Origin of the sequence: Mycobacterium dioxanotrophicus (assembly GCF_002157835.1) — a bacterium.
GTDB lineage: Bacteria > Actinomycetota > Actinomycetes > Mycobacteriales > Mycobacteriaceae > Mycobacterium > Mycobacterium dioxanotrophicus.
On sequence record NZ_CP020811.1, the window covers coordinates 119,790 to 139,352 of the forward strand.

General features: G+C 64.8%; 21 protein-coding genes and 1 pseudogene. 6 read left to right on the forward strand and 16 right to left on the reverse strand.

Annotated features, from left to right (window positions below; genetic code table 11):
- Positions 1-1,503: 1,503 nt before the first annotated feature.
- Entirely contained in the window at positions 1,504-1,893 is a 390-nt protein-coding gene (locus BTO20_RS37930) for a hypothetical protein (protein ID WP_087083645.1), read from the forward strand.
- Positions 1,894-2,434: 541 nt separating this feature from the next.
- On the opposite strand, the gene BTO20_RS40955 is transcribed toward BTO20_RS37930, so the two are convergent.
- A complete protein-coding gene (locus tag BTO20_RS40955) occupies positions 2,435-2,716 on the reverse strand; it encodes a hypothetical protein (RefSeq protein WP_232491370.1) in 282 nt (93 codons plus the stop codon).
- Positions 2,717-3,313: 597 nt separating this feature from the next.
- Here BTO20_RS40955 and BTO20_RS40960 point away from each other — a divergent pair.
- Positions 3,314-3,613 carry a hypothetical protein gene (locus BTO20_RS40960; protein WP_232491371.1) on the forward strand — a complete coding sequence of 100 codons (300 nt, stop codon included), beginning with the start codon at positions 3,314-3,316 and terminating at the stop codon, positions 3,611-3,613.
- A gap of 8 nt (positions 3,614-3,621) precedes the next feature.
- Here the strand turns inward: BTO20_RS40960 and BTO20_RS37940 are convergent, their stop codons facing one another.
- The 6 genes from BTO20_RS37940 to BTO20_RS39750 all read right to left on the reverse strand — a co-directional run bounded on the left by BTO20_RS37940 (position 3,622) and on the right by BTO20_RS39750 (position 10,569).
- The gene (locus BTO20_RS37940; RefSeq protein WP_087083647.1) at positions 3,622-5,550 is read right to left on the reverse strand and encodes a hypothetical protein; all 1,929 of its coding nucleotides are present in this window, start codon (positions 5,548-5,550) and stop codon (positions 3,622-3,624) included.
- Positions 5,547-8,045: an ATP-binding protein gene (locus tag BTO20_RS37945; protein WP_087083649.1), complete on the reverse strand. Its 2,499-nt coding sequence runs from the start codon at positions 8,043-8,045 to the stop codon at positions 5,547-5,549. The genes BTO20_RS37940 and BTO20_RS37945 overlap by 4 nt, the downstream gene beginning before the upstream one ends.
- Complete coding sequence (locus tag BTO20_RS37950; RefSeq protein WP_087083651.1) at positions 8,045-8,512, reverse strand: hypothetical protein; 468 nt, start codon at positions 8,510-8,512, stop codon at positions 8,045-8,047. Before BTO20_RS37950 ends, BTO20_RS37945 begins: the two co-directional genes overlap by 1 nt.
- 14 nt (positions 8,513-8,526) lie before the next feature.
- Positions 8,527-8,853 carry a hypothetical protein gene (locus BTO20_RS37955; RefSeq protein WP_087083653.1) on the reverse strand — a complete coding sequence of 109 codons (327 nt, stop codon included), beginning with the start codon at positions 8,851-8,853 and terminating at the stop codon, positions 8,527-8,529.
- A 67-nt stretch (positions 8,854-8,920) separates the two neighbouring features.
- Positions 8,921-9,877 (reverse strand): hypothetical protein, encoded by a 957-nt coding sequence (locus tag BTO20_RS37960; protein ID WP_087083655.1) that lies wholly within the window; start codon positions 9,875-9,877, stop codon positions 8,921-8,923.
- Complete coding sequence (locus BTO20_RS39750) at positions 9,874-10,569, reverse strand: hypothetical protein (RefSeq protein ID WP_157680475.1); 696 nt, start codon at positions 10,567-10,569, stop codon at positions 9,874-9,876. The genes BTO20_RS37960 and BTO20_RS39750 overlap by 4 nt, the downstream gene beginning before the upstream one ends.
- A 63-nt stretch (positions 10,570-10,632) precedes the next feature.
- Between BTO20_RS39750 and BTO20_RS39755 the strand changes: the two genes are divergently transcribed.
- The gene (locus tag BTO20_RS39755) at positions 10,633-10,908 is read left to right on the forward strand and encodes a hypothetical protein (protein ID WP_157680476.1); all 276 of its coding nucleotides are present in this window, start codon (positions 10,633-10,635) and stop codon (positions 10,906-10,908) included.
- Positions 10,909-10,955: 47 nt separating this feature from the next.
- On the opposite strand, the gene BTO20_RS37970 is transcribed toward BTO20_RS39755, so the two are convergent.
- Positions 10,956-11,273, reverse strand: coding sequence for a hypothetical protein (locus BTO20_RS37970; protein ID WP_087083659.1), 318 nt, complete (start codon positions 11,271-11,273; stop codon positions 10,956-10,958).
- 164 nt (positions 11,274-11,437) lie between these two features.
- Between BTO20_RS37970 and BTO20_RS37975 the strand changes: the two genes are divergently transcribed.
- Complete coding sequence (locus BTO20_RS37975; RefSeq protein WP_157680477.1) at positions 11,438-11,851, forward strand: helix-turn-helix domain-containing protein; 414 nt, start codon at positions 11,438-11,440, stop codon at positions 11,849-11,851.
- Positions 11,852-11,866: 15 nt separating this feature from the next.
- Here BTO20_RS37975 and BTO20_RS37980 read toward each other — a convergent pair whose 3' ends face one another.
- From BTO20_RS37980 to BTO20_RS38000, 5 genes are read right to left on the reverse strand one after another with little or no spacing between them, the layout of a single operon-like run.
- Positions 11,867-12,259 (reverse strand): YbaB/EbfC family nucleoid-associated protein, encoded by a 393-nt coding sequence (locus tag BTO20_RS37980; protein WP_087083662.1) that lies wholly within the window; start codon positions 12,257-12,259, stop codon positions 11,867-11,869.
- A gap of 9 nt (positions 12,260-12,268) precedes the next feature.
- A complete protein-coding gene (locus tag BTO20_RS37985) occupies positions 12,269-12,604 on the reverse strand; it encodes a YbaB/EbfC family nucleoid-associated protein (RefSeq protein WP_087083664.1) in 336 nt (111 codons plus the stop codon).
- A gap of 14 nt (positions 12,605-12,618) precedes the next feature.
- On the reverse strand, positions 12,619-14,229 hold the full coding sequence (locus tag BTO20_RS37990) for a PPE domain-containing protein (protein WP_087083666.1): 1,611 nt from the start codon (positions 14,227-14,229) through the stop codon (positions 12,619-12,621).
- 18 nt (positions 14,230-14,247) lie between these two features.
- The gene (locus BTO20_RS37995) at positions 14,248-14,694 is read right to left on the reverse strand and encodes a type VII secretion target (RefSeq protein ID WP_198344628.1); all 447 of its coding nucleotides are present in this window, start codon (positions 14,692-14,694) and stop codon (positions 14,248-14,250) included.
- A 46-nt stretch (positions 14,695-14,740) separates the two neighbouring features.
- Positions 14,741-15,067, reverse strand: coding sequence for a type VII secretion target (locus BTO20_RS38000; RefSeq protein ID WP_157680480.1), 327 nt, complete (start codon positions 15,065-15,067; stop codon positions 14,741-14,743).
- A gap of 103 nt (positions 15,068-15,170) precedes the next feature.
- Between BTO20_RS38000 and BTO20_RS38005 the strand changes: the two genes are divergently transcribed.
- Entirely contained in the window at positions 15,171-15,458 is a 288-nt protein-coding gene (locus BTO20_RS38005) for a hypothetical protein (RefSeq protein WP_087083672.1), read from the forward strand.
- Positions 15,459-15,463: 5 nt separating this feature from the next.
- Here BTO20_RS38005 and BTO20_RS38010 read toward each other — a convergent pair whose 3' ends face one another.
- The 3 genes from BTO20_RS38010 to BTO20_RS38020 form a co-directional block, all read right to left on the reverse strand.
- Positions 15,464-16,681 (reverse strand): C40 family peptidase, encoded by a 1,218-nt coding sequence (locus tag BTO20_RS38010; RefSeq protein ID WP_087083674.1) that lies wholly within the window; start codon positions 16,679-16,681, stop codon positions 15,464-15,466.
- A gap of 480 nt (positions 16,682-17,161) precedes the next feature.
- Complete coding sequence (locus tag BTO20_RS38015) at positions 17,162-17,440, reverse strand: type II toxin-antitoxin system RelE family toxin (protein WP_087083676.1); 279 nt, start codon at positions 17,438-17,440, stop codon at positions 17,162-17,164.
- The gene (locus BTO20_RS38020) at positions 17,437-17,706 is read right to left on the reverse strand and encodes a type II toxin-antitoxin system Phd/YefM family antitoxin (RefSeq protein ID WP_087083678.1); all 270 of its coding nucleotides are present in this window, start codon (positions 17,704-17,706) and stop codon (positions 17,437-17,439) included. The genes BTO20_RS38015 and BTO20_RS38020 overlap by 4 nt, the downstream gene beginning before the upstream one ends.
- 230 nt (positions 17,707-17,936) lie before the next feature.
- Between BTO20_RS38020 and BTO20_RS38025 the strand changes: the two are divergent.
- A pseudogene (locus BTO20_RS38025) lies at positions 17,937-19,340 on the forward strand (IS1380 family transposase).
- Positions 19,341-19,563: the final 223 nt, after the last annotated feature.

Consider the following 19,563-nt stretch of genomic DNA (forward strand, 5'->3'; position numbering starts at 1 on the left):
TATGACCCATCCCGAGAACAACGATGAGCTGCAACCCGACTACTCCTGGGAGAACGGCCACGAGATCCTCGGCATACTCGAACCGAAAGACTCAACCGCCGGAACCGCCACCGACGACTGAGCCCCACAGCCGCCGGGCGCTCAGCAGTGGTTGGCCAATGAACGAAGCATGCCCCCCTGATCGGCCGATTATCGGCATACACCACCGGGGCGGTTGTCAAGGCCGCTACGCGCCGCACGCGGTCGACCAAGAGGTCGAGCCTGGACAACCACACCGGCGGCGCGCATGACAGCCTCTATCAGGGAGCCCAGGGAAAGACCGGGGTTCAAGGTTTTGGCTCGGCGGCCACCGACGACAGGACACGAGACAATGCCTGCAACGCGACAGCGGCGGGGTCTGAGATCGCCCGCACAACAAGGATCGCGTCACGATGACGTTGAACATGGCCCACGCGAAACATCTGTTCGTGATGGCCGACCCGATTTCGCACACCCCTCAACCGCTCCAAAGCTGAGCTGAGCAGGTACCCCTGTGCCACCGACGATGGCACCGACGAACCGGGTGAAAACCGAGTCCAATGCCGCGATCTCGACACATTGGGCAGATGGGGGAACGCATGTTGAGTGCCATGAATCCACAACTGCTCAGACCTGGTCAAGTTCGAGCGAAGCCGGCCACGAGCTTGCGGTGTCGGTGCCGTGATTGGGAGCAGATGAACGAGGTTTCCGAAAGTCAATTGTGCGACAAGGTCATCGTGGCTCACCGGCTGGCCTTGCCGAGGATGCGGTCCGAAACTCCGGTCGGCGGTGCCGCGTTTGGCCGCAGCTCTGCTCGCCGAATCGTGCAGCTCGGTCATCACCCGCGCGCCCAGCACGCGGCGAAGTGTCGGCGCCGGCGCGGCGATCCAGTCCGGCCCTAGACCTTGTGCGGTGTTCCATTGCCGCAGTGCGTTGTCCAGTGCGTGCCGCACCACAGTCTCGGTGTAAGCCAGGACCTCATACCATGCCGAACACATCTCGACCTGCCACTGGTATAGCGGAGCGATATCCGCATCAGTGCAGGCAGTGCCACCATTGGCGGTCCACAGATCGCGGTATGGCTGCAGCCTCGCACTGGGAAGCGCGGCGACGATGCGATGCGGCATGCGCAGACCCTACATAGCAAAGTGCCCCGCACCAGGCGGGGCACTCACTCAATAACGACCGATCTTTGTGTCGGAAGTTTTCCGCTCACGAGTGTAGCTGATGACCGCGGCAGCCCGCCAGAATTTCCACACTCGCTTCGCCTACAGCTGCGGCAGAACTCCGGGGCGGTGTGCCAGGTCGGCGGGTGCGCGAGCGATCCCACGCAGGCGACATCTCCGCCAGCCGCGCGTTGTCACCGCGACTCATCCCAGGCGCGTCGAGGACCTCGGTGATGGGATCCCGCATGTCGCGACCCTCAATCAGATTGCAGCGTGTCGCTACCCCCAATCAGATTGACGTCGGTCAATACTGGGCGACATGGCACAACCGCACAAGGGAGATAGACGGGCCTACATCGTCGCCATTGAGCTGGCGGTCCGCCGCGAAATCCATTCACTCGCAACAGATTCCAAGCTGAGCGTGTCTCAGTTCGTTGCCAACCACCTGGCCATGCACGCGGGCCTGCCCGAGTTCGTCGAGCAGCCGTCCCCGCGGTTTCGTCCCACCCAGTTCGCTCCGGACGTGAAAACCGTGACGATTCGGTGCCACAACGACGTTCGCGCGCGGGTTGCCATGAAGGCTGCCCACGCCGGCTACCACGCGCCGGCGCCGTACGTCGTTGACTTCGTGACCCAACTGGCCAAAAACGGTGGCGTCGCCACCGAAATCGAATACGCCTACCAGGAGGAGCTGCTAACGAGCGCATAAGGAGAGTGCAGATCTGGTGCACTCACAGCACTTTTGGCGGATCTAGGCTTTTTTAACATGCGTGACCCCCCCAGAAAGTTTCTAGAGGGGTCACGAGGCTGAAGTTGGCGCTTCAGGCCTCCACAGATTCCGTCCCCTTCACGAAATGCCTTCCATCCGTTGACCGCGGCAGGCGTTTCGACATCACGCGAAGTGACTTCAGCAGCACGCTTGTTGGGCGAGCTCCCGTTGTGTCCGACGAACGTGCCACTTCTAGTGGAGAGGTACGTCCACGTACGCATTTGATGGTAACTGCTGCTCGCAGGAACCTGCAATATCAGCTATAAATCCGTTACTATGCGTGTCGCATAGCACAAGTAGGCGTAGTTCCGCAAACGCCCTTGTCGCAGTGTCGGCACCGTATTCCCTGACCTGGGAAAAGCCGCCCGCTGACCGTGGTTCATCGCCTCAGCGGCCACGCCGGGGAACGGCCTACGTGCACCGTAAGCGGGCCCGCCGTGTACCTCGCGGAGTGTGGCTCGCCACGTCCCGCAGCCATTCGCTAGATGATCTGCACGACCATGCACGTTTTGCCGGTAATGACGTTGTCGAGCAGCCCCGCTGGATCAAGCAGCTCGCGCTGGCACTCGGCGCGGGTGCGTACGCCGGCATCCCCGTGTGGAAAGGCGCACAGCATTGGTCCCGGATCGCGGTGCCAGTCGCGTATGCGCTGTGGTACAAGCAGATTCGCCCCATGATGCCCAGCAACGGCGTCTCCCAGCGAGCCCTTGTCAAGGTGGCCGACGCCCGGGCCGGCTTCGCTGACGGTGTGACTGGCCAGCACTGCCGACCCAAGGTGAGCACCCTCGCGCGGATCACCGGGCTCGACGAGCGCACGGTACAGCGGGCGTCGCTGGCGCTGCGCCTTTTGGGCTGTGCGACTGAGGTCATGCGCGGCCGGCTGCGCACCAAGCAGGAGCGGCTGGCGTCCTGGGCGATGGGGGACCGCTCGCGGGGGTGGGCGTCGGTGTGGGCGCTGCACGTGCCGCGGCCGGCTGTGGATAACTCGCGTGATGAACGTGGCTTGTGGAAGCCGGTTTTCCTTGAGCTGTCACCCCATCCCCGTAGGGGGTCTATATCTGTTGAAAAAGTTCCTTTTAGGAGGAACTCACCTACCGGAAGTTGTCCACAACCCTCACCAACCGATGCGGAAGCGGGCTGGCGCCCGCCAATGAACGGAGGCGCTTCGCGCCCTGCACAGAAGAGACAGAGTTCGCAGGGTCGGAGGAATGCCGGAGTTGACGAGGCAGGGCGATTGCTGGCGGCCAGGTGGCTTGCTGACGGACAAACACCGGCGTGGGCGGGTAGGCACACCCCCCGTGGTTGGGCACGGGTGTTGGCCGGTCCTGCTGCGCACGGGTGGACCCCGGCGGACCTCAACATGGCGTTGCACGAATGGGTGCATGTCGGTGGGAACTGGTGCCCGGCCACGCCGTACAAGCCGATCGGGCTGCTGGCCACGGTGATCGCCTGGCACGGTGACCTGGCCGATCCGCCGGCGGCTGCCGAGCGTGCTCGTGAGGCGGCCGAGCGGGCCGCTGAGCGTGCTGCTCTGGCCAGTGAGCGGGCCGCAAATGCCGCCAAGGACGTCGTGAAAGCGTCCCCGGCGCATCGGGCCGCAGCCCGCCAGGCGTTCGCCGAGGCTGAGCGTGTCCGCCGGCGGGGCAGGCCGGTCGAATGAGCTTGTGTCTACGGGGTGAAGCCGCTGCCGTGGCCGCCGGCCGGGCGAGAGGACCGGCCACGACCGGCCACCCGTGTGCTCGACGCGGCGGCTCCGCCGCCGGCGGCGCCCTGGCCACCGCCACGCGCCGGGCGGTGCATGCTCTGCTGGGCGATCCTGGCCGCGTCCTGGCGAGTCGCCTTAGCCATATCCCGGGCCCGCTGCGCGGGATCGGTCGCGCCGGGGCGCCCAGCCGGTCCACCGCTGCCGGCCGGACCCGACGGACCGCGTCCGCCACCGCTGCCCGCGCGGGGCCGGGGCTGATCGGCGGAATCCTTGGATGATCCACCCTTGAACGCGCGGTGAGCGATCCCCGCACCAGCCGAGCCGAAACCACCAACCAGGGCCCCGGCGGCCGCGGCAGCCGGATGCGCCCGGCTCAACATCATCTGAGCGGCCTGCAGGCCCGCATTGATCCGCGACGAGGTTCCTCGGTTGTTGACCGGCCCGCCACCACCTGCACTAGAGCCGCCGACCAAGCGGCCGCCGCGCGCCGCCGACACCCCGGCCAGTCCCGCGGCCGTTCCAGCCGCGGCCGGGCCGAGCATCTTGCCGGGGGAGGGGTGTGGGGAACTGGGCATCTGCATCGCCGCCCGGTGCAGCTTGCCGATGTGTTTGACGGTCACGGTGAACGCGATCATGCAAATACCGGTGATGACCATGCGCGCGGTCACCGAATGAGACAGCAGCGCACTGCCTATGGCGGCCGGAAGGTTCCACGTCGCCATCAGAACCAGGACATAGACTCCGGTCAGCACCATGTAGCCGCCGTAGGAGATCACCTGGGTGACGAAGTCGTAGCTGACCAGCCGCAGGAACCGGCGCGGGAAGCCGGGAACGAGCCCGTAGACGATGAACGCCGGCGCGAAGCCCCCGTAGAACAACGCGCGGAACAGGCACATGAGCCCGCACCAGGCGAACCAGGCACCCACGCTGAGGCAGGCCAGGATCACCAACCATAAGAAGAAACCCTCACCGAGGCCTCCGGTCCCGATGTGTTCGGTGACCTCCGCGGGGCAGTTGGCGAATATTCCTTCCGCCAATGTCTTTGCGTTGCCCGAGCTTTGGCCCCGATCCCAGGCCGCCGCGCAGGCAGCGTCGCCGTCGATACTTCGGCCGAGCATCCACTGTTGCAGCGACTGGCGGATCGCATCGGCGAACCCGGTTTGCATGTCGTCGAACTTGCGGTCAACCGCCGTCGATCCGTCAGAGATGACCCGGCCTTGTGACATCAACGTTCCCGCGATGCCGCTGGCGACGGTGCGGACTTGGTCGATCCAGCCCGACGGGGCGAGCATCTCACCGAGTAGGCCCCGGCCGAACGTGAGCCCGAAAATGCCGAGGAACCAGGTGATCCCGATGGTTGCGCGGCCGCCGGTGTAGTGCCCGAAGACCATCATCATGATTCCGATGAGCGTGCCCAGCACGATCCCGATGCCGAGGAACGGTGCGGAGTCGAGGACCTTGTCGATGCCCATGCCGATCGCGCTGAAGATGCCGCCGAACAGCTCGTTCCAGAACACTGCGCGAAGTGCCCGCATCAGCCACAGCATGAACGCGGCGGTTACCACAATCAGGCTGGTGAAGAACTCCCCGACAATGTTGTTGATCCCAGCGGACATGCCCTGGTCGGCGTGGATGCGGGGTAGTACGCCGTTCCAGTCGGCCAGTGAGTCATCGGCCCTCACGAACATGTTTGAGGTCAACGCGACGCCGTGGGCGTCTTTGACGCCGAAGAACGAGAAGATGTTGTCCACAGAGTCGGCGTAGGCCCTCGGAGCGAACAGGAACAGGGCGAACAGCGCGAACTGCAGGCCCCACACGGTGAAGAAGGTGTAGCGCTGCCAGCGTGGCCGTGCCAGCAGCCACACCCACAGCATGCCTACCGATCCGGTCATGTGAGCTGTGGCCTCGTGTCGGCGGCCTCTTCCCATTCGGGAAACACCATCTCGAATGTCTTGATCCACCCCAGCTCCCCGTCGCCGATGCGGATGAGGCACTCACCCATGCGGTCGCGGTCGATCACCTCGCCACCAGAGGACCGGTGGAAAGCGTCGTTGACCTTGTTGCGGGGCGACAAGCCGGTCGACAACGTTGCGGCGATGCCGGGATGGCGGTCGACGTCAACGGTCATCCAGCGGGCCGCCTCCACCGCTTCTAGCGCCGACTCGACGCTGAACATGACCCGTACCCGGGCCAGGTCATCGTCCATGCCCTCAAAGTCGCGCCACGGCTTCTGGGAGAGCAGCCAGCAGTCCACGTTGGCCGCCGGCCCGGTGCGGAAGATCTCGAACACCAAGTCGCGCAGGACTTTCATCGACATCGTGCGCCAGCCCTCGTCGAAACCGAGAATGTCGCGAGTTTGCCTGCTGTAAAAGACTTTTCGCAGGTAGTGGGCGAAGAGCGTCATGACGGATTGGGCGATGAGCTGTGAGGCGGTGAGTTCTTCGCCACCGGATCTGGCTGCCTGCACTTCCTCCTCCTTGGGCAGGCCGAGGTCCTGGACGTCGACGATCAGCAAGCTCACCGATCCCATGTCCAGCGCGGGCAGCGGCTCGCGTCGGCCCGTCGCAGGGTCGACTCGGCCGAACAACGACTGCCCGGCGCGGGTGCCCGACCAGCTCAGCAACTGCCTGCCCAGGGCACGAAGTGGTGGCGGGCAATGTTGGGCGTCGTTGAGGAACTCCAGCAGTTGAGCCGCTGAGCGCCAGGGGCGTTCGTTGATCAACACGCGCAGTTCGCCGGCCACGTCGCTTTTCGTCGAGATCCCGGCCATGCGGATCAGCTCGTCAGCCAGCAGGTCCTTGCCGAGCTGGCCGCCGATCGTGATCAGTGAATCCACGGTGTATTCGCCGGCGGCCAGATTGACCGCGGCCGACCCCGGCACCACCTTGGCGAAGTTGCGCCATTCGCCCTTGGCGTCGAAGAAGACGACACATGCGCCGGAAACGGCCTCTTCGGCGGCGTTGAGCATCGCGAAATGTGTCTTGCCTTTGCGGGGATCGCCGCCGATGACCATGCCGCCCGTCGACACACGCCGCGCAGCGCCGCGGAAGTTCACGAACACGAAATCCAGGTCGCCAGACATCTTGTTGAGACCGACCACGCGGCCTTCGGTATCGCCGAAACGGACACTGCTCAACGGGATATGGCGAGCCCACCCAGTCCTGCTGGTGTACTGGGCGTAGGTGTCTTGAATCGACAGATCCTCAACACCAGGTCTAATCGCCCGGTAGATGCGCTTCTGCTGGCCCACCGGGGCGGCGACCTCCATGCGGAGGCCTTCAAGGACATCGGTCAATTCCGCGTACCCGGCTCGAGCTTCACGCTCGGTCGGCGCACCGACGGTGAAATACGTGGTGTAGATAACTTCCGCTTCCCGCGGATACATCGACAGTTCCTGCTCGAAATCGCTCAGGGCCTCATCGCTTTGTTCCAGTTCCTGGGTCGTGCGCCGCCCGCCCTGCTGGTCGTACTGCTCGTTGATCTGACGGAAACCTTTTTGGTTGCGCCGGTTCGCTTTACGCAGCGGCAGAAGGTGTGCCCGCTGGGCCCAGTCAACATTGACGCGGCCTCCGTTGATGTCCTGGAGATTGGCGATCAGGCCGGTGAAGTTCGAATCCGGGAAGTAGATGCCCCCGGCCGGCATGGACTCGACGGCCACATGGATCTGATAGCTCTCACGCTTCTGATCTTTGTCAAAGGAAGTGACGCGCAGCATCGCGGTCATGTCGTGCTCGTCGAGATCGACCTGGGCCTGCCACCGGTGGCCCAGCACCGCCGCGTCGCTGTACTCCGGCAGCGGCAGTGGGACGTCGAGCACTCCCAACGTCTGCTGGCGGCGATACAGCCAGCGGATCTGTGGAGAAGTCGGCCGAATCGGCGCAAACGCCTTGGGGATCCGGTCCTCCACTTCCAGCATCAACTGCCAATACAGATCCAGCGTTTCGCGAGAGGCCTTCGGAGCGAGAAAACCGGCCCGCACCAACCGCTGATGCAACGCACGTAGCGGGTTGAGCGCAGAGCCGTGCGGTTCGAGACGTACCCACATCCAATATGCCGGGAAGCGCGGCTCCGTTGCTACGGCCTGCAACCGTCGGCCTTCCGCGATGTGCCCGAACAATTCGTACTCCTGCAGGTCAACGTTTTTGATCTGCTGGTCGTAGATGAAGCGGGGGTCTTTGAGCGTCGAGGTTCCGGCGAAGCCGGGGCGCAGTGGCAGCAGTTCGGTCAGGGCGCGGTGGGCGTGGGCAGCGGCCGCGGCGCCGGCCTCGTTGGCCAGTGGGCGGTCCGGCGGGGTGATGATCCAGTAGGCGAACACCCCGAACGGGCTGAAATGCAGGTTGCCGTAAACGTCGTGCAGTGGTGCGACCTTGTTATCTGACCAGCCCATCAGTGGCGGCTCCGCTTCTGTGTGAATACCGGTGGCTCGTGCAGCTGCATACTCATCCGGATTCGCTGCGTGCGTTGGATATTGCGGCTAGCCGAACGTGGCCGGCTGCTACTGATCGAGGACACGAAAGGTAGGCGCACCCACAGCATGCGGGCGTATCCCTCGGCGGCCAGGCCCGCGCCGCGGTCGGGTGCTGAACTGAACCCCAGCGCCACCATGACCGCGAGCGTGACGACCGCGACCGGCCACGTCAGCCAGGCTGCGATGCCCAGCTTGGAGCCGACCGCGAATGCGACGATCCCGCAGAAGACGCCGATCCCCAAGACGGTCAGCTGCACGCGGCTCAGGACGATCGGTAAATCGAAACTTTTGTCGCCGAACGGAATCCGTGCGAGGTGAACACCCAGGACGCGGGCCCGAGTGAAGGTGCGGGCAATCCAGCCCGGCTGGGAGACAGGTTCAGTCATAGAATGCTTTCGGCTCAGGCCCGGTTGAACGGATTACCGTGAGAAGGTTGGTGCAGCTCGGTTTCGGTGTTCTTGGTGATGCCGATCCACTTCTCGGCCGTCAGGAAGAACGCCGCCACGGCCACCGAGGCGATCAGCAACCCTATGCCGACCATGCGCGCCCGGGCGAGCATCCCAATACCAGCGGCTGAGATCAGAATGAATGAGGCGATCGCGGCCCAGATCTTGTACTTGTCGAACAGGTTGTTCATCACGTCATCCCAGGTCACGCCAGCAGCCAACGTGGTTGTGGCGGCGAGGTTCTGGGTCAGGTCCAGCCCAGTGATAACCATGTGTGTCATGTGAATTGCTTCTCCTTGTGAAGGTGATCGGTTGTTTGGTGATGACAGCGCTGAGCCGGCGCGTGGCTCAGCCGCCCGGTGGCAGCATCCGGCCCGTCATCGCCGGCATGTTCTCGACTGCCGCAACGGCCCACCGGCCGGCGGAGTCGACGACCAGCAGCGGGTACTGCATCGGCTTGATGCCACCACTGGATCGTTTGCCGGTCACGGTGGCCAGTACGTGCACCTGTTCGCCCGGTTGTGGGGGGCCGTCGGCCGGTGCGTCGGCCTGCACACTTTCGATCGTCAACTCCGAGTAGAGCTGGCCTAGGCCGGTTAGGCCGGAATCGGCCGTCGTATATGAGCTGACCTTGTCGGCAGGACCGGTCAGGTATGCGGTGAGGAAATCCTGGACCACGCCGTAGAGCGGTGCCGGATCCTGCCGGCCGCCAGCACCATTCGTTCCACCCCGGATGTCGTGGGTGTAGGTCAGCTCCATGTCGACCCCCGCCGGCAGCCCCGTTGCTACGGGTGCGGGCAAAGCCGTTGCGCGCGGTCCGCCGGTGCGGGGCAGGGAGACCATCAGCTGCGCGAATTGGTGGGTGGCAGTGTCGTCACCGGCTTCTTTGATGTAGTAGCCCACCAGCACCGACCACATGCTCAGGTCGGCGGTCTTCAACGTCAGCTGCGGTGTATAGGCGCGTACACCCGTTACGGTCGCGGCCATCGGCGATCCCTTACGCCCATTCGGCGGGATCGTGAAGCAATCCGACAGTGAATCGAGCGTGTCCGGTGTTGATCTCGCCCACCGCTCAACGCAATCCGTAGCGAACATCGCCACCAGGCCCGAATCGTTGTCGCGCTGGGTCCATTGGGTCATCGCGTCCGGTTTGGCCGGTCCGGAGTTGGCCCACCGGACGCCTGCGGAGATCATGTTCACCAGCCCGTACAGGAACACCGCGACCACGAGAACAGCCGCGATGCCGCCACCGATCCATACCCAGCGATGATGTGCGGTGTTGTCCCACATGTCGCGAATGCTCATGACACCGCATGCCCCTTCAGCTTGAACCCCCACAAGGCGATCGAGGTTGCATTCGGGTTGTTCTCCGAGGTTGATCCAGCATCGGGTTGTGAAGGAAACAACTCGCCGACGCCCGGGACCCCGGTAGTCGACGGGGCACCGGGCGGGGGAGAGGTCGGCGTGATCTTCTGCTCCGGTGGGGGAGCATCGCTGGCCGTCACGGTCAACTCGACAGCACTGGCGATCAAGCGGTTCAATGGAAGGCAGAATTCCGAACGCACGCCGCGCGGAGCGAGCGGAACCACAGTGCGGTCAATGTCGTTGAACAGCAACGAAGCTTCTTGGATCAGGCGGTAGTGGAACCACGCGTCGCGCCCATCAGGGCCGGTGCCCTGAAAACCGGGCCAGAAGCAAATCCCTGTGATCACATACGGTTTCGGCAACGTCACGACGAGTTTCTGCCCGAACGGAACACCGTCTGTTGGGCACGTCCACGCCGATCGGGGATCGGTGCTGGCGGCGAGTTTCGGATCGGTCTGACCTGCACAGTCCGCGCTGAACGTTGCCGGTAGATCCTCGTTTTCGACGACCGGCTTGACCGGGCTTGCCGGCGGGCGAGATCCACCGGTCGGCAACGAGGCCTGCTGCCCCGAAGGCGGATCGGTCTTCTCTGGCGGACGCGAGCTGAACCACACGATCACGATGATGGCCACGACGGCGCACACGCCCAGGGCCAGGACTTTGATCAGGCCCCGATCGTGACCCGCTGAGTCCTCGTGTCGATCGAAACTGTCGTCGGTATCGGTGGTTTCGGTGTCGGCATTGCCCTGGGTCGTATCAGGACCGGCATTAATGCCCTCGGCGTCGGCGTCTTGGCCGGCGCGGCCGTTGTCCGCCGGTTCTTCGTCGGGCCGGTCGTCGACGATTCCTCTGTCGCGCCGCTGCGGCGGCCCCGGGATCCGATCGCGGAGCCGGCCGGCGCTGTCGTTTGGCTTGTGCTGGCCCGGCAGTGTCAACTTCACATTGCCCGCCAACGGGTTAGGAAGCGCTGAGGACCGTGTGCTCGAGTCCTCGGCGCCATCCTGGTGGTGGTCGTCGCTCACTGATCGGGTCCCCATCGCAGACTGCCGGACTGCTGCCGCTGCGGTTGCCGCGCAGGATGCAGAGTCGCGGTCCCGGAGTCCACGTGCAGTGGGCACTGAGTCGGTGCCACCACGTAGACCACTGGCGCGACGTCACCCGGATCGCGGTAATAGTGGTCTTGCAGACCACTGTTCGAATGGTCCTTACGCCGTACCAGAAGGTGCACGCCAAGACCCACCATTCCCATCAGAAACAGCCCAGCCACCTTTACGCCACCCACTTGCCGAATCGGATCCAAAAGCAACCACATCAGCAGGTACACCACGAATTTCATTTGTGCGGCCCCTCCGCTGAAATGTTTGCCCAACCCCCCGAAGAGGTGTCCGCCCGAGCATATGGTGACCAGAAATCGAGCGCAACAAGCACAAATCGAGCGCGACAAGCAGACCACGTCCGGCATGTAGCATTGCGAATCCCGCACGCGATACCATCTCTGACGTGGATGACCCCTCACCCGCCGGCCTTATCTCCCTGGCAAGCGCCATTCAGGCCCGCATGGACATTCTGGGCTTGACGATCCAGGAGATCGGCGACCGGGGCGGCCCCAAGAGAGCCGCCATGCGCGAACTCATCAACGCACGCCGTGTCCCACGCAAATCGACGCTCATCGAAATCGATCGTGTGCTGGGCTGGCCGGCAGGGCTTTGCAAAGATGTCCTGGAGGGAAACACCTCGGCCCCCGCACCTACCGACTGGCTGGAATTGCCTGACCAAAACCGGATCGGACTGGTCCGCTCGCAGCTGGTCACACTGCGTAAAGAGCACAGCCAGCTCGTGGATTTCCACCGCGAACGCGTCGAGCAGATCGACGGACTTCTCGACCTCTTGGACCAGGAGCTCGGCGGCGGCTAGACCCCGAGCCAGGCGTCACAGCCCCGGAATGCGGTGCCCGTTGCGGGCTTTGAGCGCGGGGGAAGGCTTCGGTGCATGCGACCCGCCGGCATCCGGCGCAGCAGCAGTGGCCGCGCGTAAGGCCCTCTGTCCGACGAACAGGCCACGCACCGATGCACCCACTATGGCGTCGGTGATCAGTTCTTGCAGGTCCTCGACGTTGTTAGCGGAGACCGCCGCGTCGTCGATCATCAACGCGTCGAGCAACCCCAGCCCATTCGCGCAAGCCCAGACCGATTCGTCCGGACTGTAAGCCTCGGCCCGCGCGCAGAGCAGCTGCGCGCTCTGCTTCGGTGTGCCCGACGATGCCAGCTCGGTGTAGAGCTGCATGAACCGTGTGTGCTGGTCGTCGGCCGTGTGGTCACTCATCGCCGCGAATCAGACCATGTTCGCGATGTTTTCGAGGTCCAGTTCCTTCGTCAGCTCTTCACCGACCGCTTGTCCCCGGCCGGAGGCCTCCACCATCGCGTCACTGATCAGGTCCTCGAGTTCCTCAGCGCTGTACTCGGCGATCGCGTCATCGTCGATTTCCAGGTCCCGCAGAAAACCCTGACCGTCGCAGCACGCCCAGATCGTCTCGTCCGCGCTCTTACCCTCTTCACGCACGCTGTCCACTTGCGCGCTGATTTCGCGGCCCCGGTCGCGGATATCCAGCACATCCTGCAGAACCTTTCGCGCGGTCGGCGAAAGGTATTCACGCGCAATTACATCCATTTCACTCAACGACGTCACTCCTGCTTACTGTCAATTTTGGTCTCCGCGGCTTTCGCACGCCGAGATTCTTCCATTTTCTGATTGCGGCGCTCCGTTTTGGATGCCATCCGGTCGTTCTCAATCTGACCAATGACGCGTTCGGAATTCGCGCGGCTCGGCGCCACCAGTTTCTTTCCGTTCGGCGAGGCCTCCGATTTCGACCCGCCTCCGAGCCCACTGGGGCTCATCGCACCGCCACCCATAGGCATGTACGGAGCGCCCATGCCGCCCATTCCGCGGCTGCCCGGACCGGCGTCTGACGTGGCCCGCACGCTCGGACCTGTGGGTGGCGGTGGTGACGCGCCGGGTGGCGCAGCCGCCGTACCCATCGACGGTCCCATCGCCGCGGCCGGCTCGGTAGCCTCTCCGCCGCCACCACCGCCGCCGAAATTGCCTCCGCCACCACCGAAGTCAGAGCTGGAGAGGTCTGGAGTGCTCAGGTCGGGGGTGTTGGCCGACGTTGCGCTCTTGGCGAGCTGCCCTAGGCTGCTGGTGGCCATCTGGACACCTTGCTGTCCGGCCTGAGCCACCGCACCGATCGCCGCGCCAACGGCGCCGACAGCACCACCGAGGATGCCAGTGAGCAACTGGCCACCCATCGACAGCATCTGCTCCGGATCGCTGGCGCCCTGGTCGTCGGAGGCAGCGTCGGCCACATCGTCACCCAGCGGCTGGCCCGTCGCAGGATCGACCGGCTTGCCCGTCAGGGGGTCCACGGCCTGCCCGGTCACGGGGTCGATCGCGTACTGCCCGTATGCCGTTCCGGCTTGCGTGTACCCCTGGCTCAGATCGCTCTGCGCTTGTAGCACCGCCGCGGTGTACACACCGGGATGCTGGCTCTCAGCGGCCACCGCATTGTCCAAATTCGCGTTCCACGCCGTGAACTTCACCGGGTGCGGAACACCGGCCGACGGGTCCACCGCGGTGCGGAAATCTGCCGCGTGCGTCGAGGCCCAGCCGCTGACCTTCGTCACCGATTCCCCGTGGCTCACGAGATCGCTGTGCACACCACTGACGGTGCGATCGGCTCCGTCGTGCGCCGAGCCGGACCACGTCGACCCCAGATTTCCCTTGAGGCTGTGCAAGTCGGCCGCGGCGGTCTCTACCGCACCGGCATGGTCTGACCACGCCGCCGCGAACGTCTCAGGGCTAGTTGCGCCGGGGCCCGAGTGAAGCGCCGCCGACAGAGCTTCTGGTGAGGCGACGGGTGACGCCGTGTAGACCGTCGGGACCGCCACCGGCGCTGCCTGCACCGCCGGTATCGAGGGCCGCGCGGCAGTTGAGGACCAGGCGCCGTCCACCTTAGACAGATTCGCTTGTGCCGTCTGATCTTGGGACTGATATCCGGTGGCACTCGCCCGCAGCTTGTCGGCCGTCTCGCCGAGCTGGCGCCACGCCGACCACAGCGCGTTGACTGTCTCGGCTGCTTGAGCCGAGATGCTGTTGGCCGCCACCACCGACGCCGGATCCGACCCTGCCGGGACGAACGCCACCGGCAGCGCGGCAGGGCTCACCGCCGCGCGGATACTGTCGATCCGTGCGGCATGCGCCCGCAGGTCATCAGGGTCTGCATCTAGTGCCGCCACCGCGGTTGCCTCCGCTCCTTACCCGCTGCGCGGCGCGTCCGGCAACGTTGAACCGTAGCCGCCCTGCGGCGGGTGGTTGGCGTCCCCGGGGGACGGCAGCCACTGGCGTTCAGTGCCTGGGGCTGGCGGCGGCTGAGGATTGGCTCCCGGGACACCCGGCAGCAGAACTGAGTCACCCGCGCGCAGCATTTGAGCGTTGACCTCGTCCTGGCCTTCGTAACCGCGCGCCGCGGTCACCAGCTTGTCAGCGTGCTCATCGTGCTCCCGGCCGACACCACTCCACGACTGTGCTTGCCGTGCCCGTGCTGCGCGCCAATTGTCATGCAGCGCAGCGTTTATCTCGCCGAATGCGGCGATATCGGACTCGGTCTGGTTTTGGTCGTGAGCCCCGGCCTGTACCTGTCCCTCGGCGGCCTCACGGAACTTCCCGGACCGCGCCAACAGCACAGACGGATCAACGTCCATGTCGCCCATAGTCATTACTCCTTGTCTTGTTCGGACAAACTCGCGGTCACGACCCAGACGGCTGCGTGTCGGAGCCCTCTGGGACTGTCCGCAAGGCCTGACCGTTGGCATCGTCAGTGTTGCCGTAGCCTCGGGCTGCCGCCGACAGTTTCTCCGCATGCAGCTCGTGGTCTTTGCCCAGCCCTGCCCACGACTGCGCTTGAAGTGCTTTGACCGTCCGAAACTGTTCATGCAGGATCGCGTTGATTTCGCCGAATGCGGCGATATCGGATTCGGTCTGCGACCGATCTACCGAACCGGCCGTAATCTGATCTGTTGCAGCGTCACTGAACTTTGCCGCCCGGACCACCAGCAGAGACGGATCAACGTTCAACTCAGACAATGTCCTTGCTCCTTTCGGTCGTCAATTGTTTGCCTTAACCTACTCGCAAGCACATACAAGCGCACTGATCAAACGGTCCATAAGAAGGGTGACCATGGAACTGCCGCAGTATCCCCAACCGATCGAGGTGGCCAGCAATGACCGGTCCATTACCGTCGGGGTGAACGCTTGGGGCCAACCAACTGGTGTGCAGCTCACCGAGGACGCCCGCCGGCTTGCCGGCGCCGAGCTTGCCGCTCGGATCAAGGCCCTCTACGAGATTGCCAAAACCGCTGCGCTGGCTGTCCATAACGTCGAACATCATCGTGAGACGAAGACCTGGATGCCGTCCTGGCCGACCGCCAACCACGTCGAAACGCTGCTGCGAGGGCTCACGTTCTAAACTCATTACGGCAGAATTCGTTTCACGACAATCCGGCCCGTCGGCATGCTGCCGAAGGCAACCGGTTTCCCCGACTGCGATGCCTCGATGATCCTTGATCCCGCCCCGTAGCCAGTGGCCATCACGACATGGCCGGGCCCGGGATTACCGCCCTGTGATCCGAAGTTGCAGAAGATGAGATCACCAGGCTTGATCTGACTCGGCGGGATCTGCACACCCTTCGTGATCTGGGTGAAAGTGTCTGGGCCGATATCGATTCCGATGCGCTTGTACGCCCATCCCGTCAGTCCTGAGCAGTCGACCCTGCCACCGTCGGCCGGCCCGCCCTTGCCGCCCCATTTGTAGATCTTGCCCAGCTTCTCCGAGGCCGCGTTGACAACCATGCCGCGCAGCGACCCGTCGCCGCGCAGAGCATCGAGCGCAGGTGGGGGGAGCGGCGACCCTGGCATCGGCGCAGCCCGGCCGCCACCCAGCAGACTGCTCAGGCCGCTTGTTGGCAGCGACATCCGGCCCAGACCGCTCGGTAGGCCGCCACCACCGCCGAATCCTCCGCCGCTGATCCGAAAAGCGGATGCGGAACGCCCATTTCGCGGTGGTGGTCGGCGTCGGCGGCGGTGTGGTGGGGGTGGTCGTCGTGGTGGGGGTGGGGGTGGTGGTGTTCCGGGTGGGGGTGGGGTGCCGTATTGGGAGGCGATGGCATTCAGGTCGGCTTGGCGGCCGGGCAGGGTGGCGGCGTAGCCGTTGACGACGCCGGCGGATTGGGTGAGGTGGTCGGTTAGGGAGGAGACCAGTGCGACGCGGCCGGGGACGCTGCCGGTGTAGGGGGCGAGGGCGCGGGTGGAGTTGTCGGCCGAGACCACCAGGGTGCGGGCGTTGTTGCGGCCGTTGGTGGTGTCGGCGGCGGTTTGGCGGCCCCAGGCGTCGAGTTGGTTGTCGGCTCCGGTGAAGGTGGAGCGGCGGTTGTCTAGTGCGGTGGCGTTGGATTGTTCGCGGTTGGCGCTCGGTCCTGACCAGCCTGGGGTGCCGGGTGCGCCGGCGCCGTTGGCTGCGGCGCTGTTCGTCGTGGGTGCTGAGACCCCGAACAGTCCTTCTACCTCGGCCAGCGAACGTCGCGCGGCCGCCACAAACCCCTCCACGCCATCAGTAAAACCCACCTCCACCACGAGGGCCACCAGCACAACCACCACCGTGCACGTCGTGGGGCGTCTGGACGCGGCGACCATAATTTGCGACGATCAAACACATGTTCGAAGAGTGGTCGGTCGATGTGTGTGGTTATCGAACGTTGCACCATGTTGACCGATGTGTGCAGGTCGATACGGCCAGGGCGTTTCCTATGCACCGTACATGCGGGCGCACCAAGTCGCGTGGATCATGCGCGACACCGGTAGCTGGTGGGCAGTGGTGTTGATGCCCGTGGCGAGTGGAAATGGCCTCTCTCACACCACGATGCAACTTTGGCTCGAACCGGACATGATCGTACCCGTATCCGACGGGCTGGCTCGTCAGTGACCCCCATGACTAGCTGTGTTCTGGCTGCTTTTGAGCAAATGCGTTACTCAGCGGTCTATTTCGGCCGTTGCAGCCCCCGCCCGCAGCAGCATCCGGTGCCACTACGGCTCGGTAGTCCTGCGCCGCGATTCCGACTGTCGCGCAGGAGTATTCGTCACAGTGACGATTTGTCGCGGTGTGGGTCGCATAGATCAGGTTGGGCGGTAGATGTGCGCCCGGTGCTCAACACGACCGATCAGCAGGGCGTGGTCGTCGTCGAGGATGCGGAAGGTGACTCGATAGTCGCCTCGCCGGGCGACGCGCCAGCCGGCGAGCTCGTGCCGCAGCGGCTTCGACATTCGGTACGGGTCTGTGGGCAGTGTCGCGGTGATGAATTCGGCGATCGCGGCCGCGACTTTGTGCGGAAGCCGATCGAGTGCGCGAACCGCGCCGGGAGCCAATCGGACCGCCCATGGGTGCTCGTCGGTCACGAGAGGCCGTAGCGTTTGCGAAGATCTTCGCCGGTGATGGTGTTGCCGGCGGCGTAGTCGGCGTCGGCCTGGTTGAGCTCGTCGACGAGCCCTGGGGTACGCAGTGCATGCAGGGTTTCGTTGAGCGAGTCGAGGTCGTCGGCGGACATCAAGACCGCGGCGGCTCGGCCGTGTCGGGTGATGCGGATGATTTCGTGCGTGCTGTCGGCCTCGTCGACCAGGGCGGAAAGCTTGTCCTTGGCTTCACTGAGCGGTACCGTCTTCATGAGTGAAAGTCTAGCCTGATAGTTAGCCAACGTATAGCCCGATATTTAGCCGATAACGTTCGTTATGTAAATTAATCTAATTAGCTCCACTAACTAATGTGTCATGCTAGCCCAGATTTTTCGGGGATTATCGCTGGTGACGGCGTGTAGATAAGCGAAAGTGCCTGTCCTGCAAGGGATAATTGGACTTCTCTAGGGTTCAACCATCCTGACGGGAAGGCACTTCGCAGGTGAAGAGTATCGCGGCCGCATCGCGGGTGAAAGTGTCAGCCGACGGCCACGGGGTCGTGTCGCACGCCGGGATGGGCCTACTGCGGGAACTGGCCGACCGGACCGGGTTATCAGCGCAGGTCACCGGGGCTTTGGCCGACACCTACCGCGGGCCGTGGAGCTACGCACCCGGCGAGGTGTTCGCTGATCTGGCCGCGGCGGTCGCCGACGGCGCGGACTGCATTGACGGGGTCGGCCAACTGTGCGGCGACCGTGAGCACGCGTTCGGCGCGAAAGCCTCCACGACCACGATGTGGCGGCTGGTCAATGAGCGCATCGACGCTGCACACCTGCCTGCGGTGCGCGCGGCCCGCGCCAGCGCGCGGGCGGCGGCCTGGGCCGCCGGTGCGGCCCCGAACCGGGTGGCTGGCTGCACATCGACATCGACGCCACCCTGGTGATCGATCACTCCGACAACAAACACGGCGCGACGCCGACCTGGAAGAAGTCGTTCGGGCACCATCCGCTGCTGGCGTTCCTGGACCGCCCGAGATCGCCGGCGGGGAAGCCCTGGCCGGGCTGCTGCGCAGCGGCAACGCGGGCTCCAACACCGCCAGCGACCACGTCATCGTCCTGGCCCAGGCGCTGGCAGCGCTGCCCGCGCCGTGGCGGCCCGACTCGAGTCGTGGCGGTGATCCCGACCGGCCCAGGTGCTGGTGCGTTGCGACACCGCCGGAGCCACCCACCGATTCGCCGACGCCTGCCGTGAGCAGGGGGTCGGATTCTCCTTCGGCTACCCCGTCGACGCCCGCGTCCAGGACGCCGTGGACACACTCAACCTTGCCGAGGGCTGGTACCCGGCCATCGACACCGACGGTGGGCTGCGCGACGGCGCCTGGGTCGCCGAGGCCACCACCTTGGTCAACCTCAACAGCTGGCCGCCGGGCACCCGGCTGATCCTGCGCAAAGAGAGACCGCATCCCGGCGCCCAGCTGCGGTTCACCGACACCGACGGGATGCGCGTCACCGCGTTCATCACCGACACACCGCCCGGTGTCGTGGCCGGCCAAGTCGCCGGCCTGGAGTTGCGGCACCGCCAGCACGCCCGCGTCGAGGACCGCATCCGCGAACTCAAGAACGCCGGCCTGCGCAACCTGCCGTGTCACGGCTTCTGGGCCAACGCCGCCTGGCTCGAGATCGTCCTGGCCGCCGCCGACCTGGTCATCTGGGCACGGCTCATCGGATTCACCAGTGATCCGACGCTGGCCCGCGCCGAGATCGCCACGTTCCGCTACCGCGTGCTGCACGTCGCGGCCCGCATCACCCGCGGCGCCCGCCAACTCCGGCTGCGCATCGACGCCACCTGGCGCTGGGCCACCTCGATCGCGACCGCCTGGCAGACGATCCGCACCGCCTTCGGATAACAGCCGGCCTCCTGACCGATCGATCACGAAAGACATACCGGCCCTAGGAAAGCCCGCCCCACCCGGCGACACGGGACCAACCCACCATGCCCTGTGACCGCAGACGTCACCCGACCAACCATCACGCCCTACAGATCCACCGCCATCACCATCGACGAAAAATCCGGGCTAGTTGTTGTTGTTGTTGCTTGTCGGTTCTCTATCAAGTTGGCGGTTGTCGCAA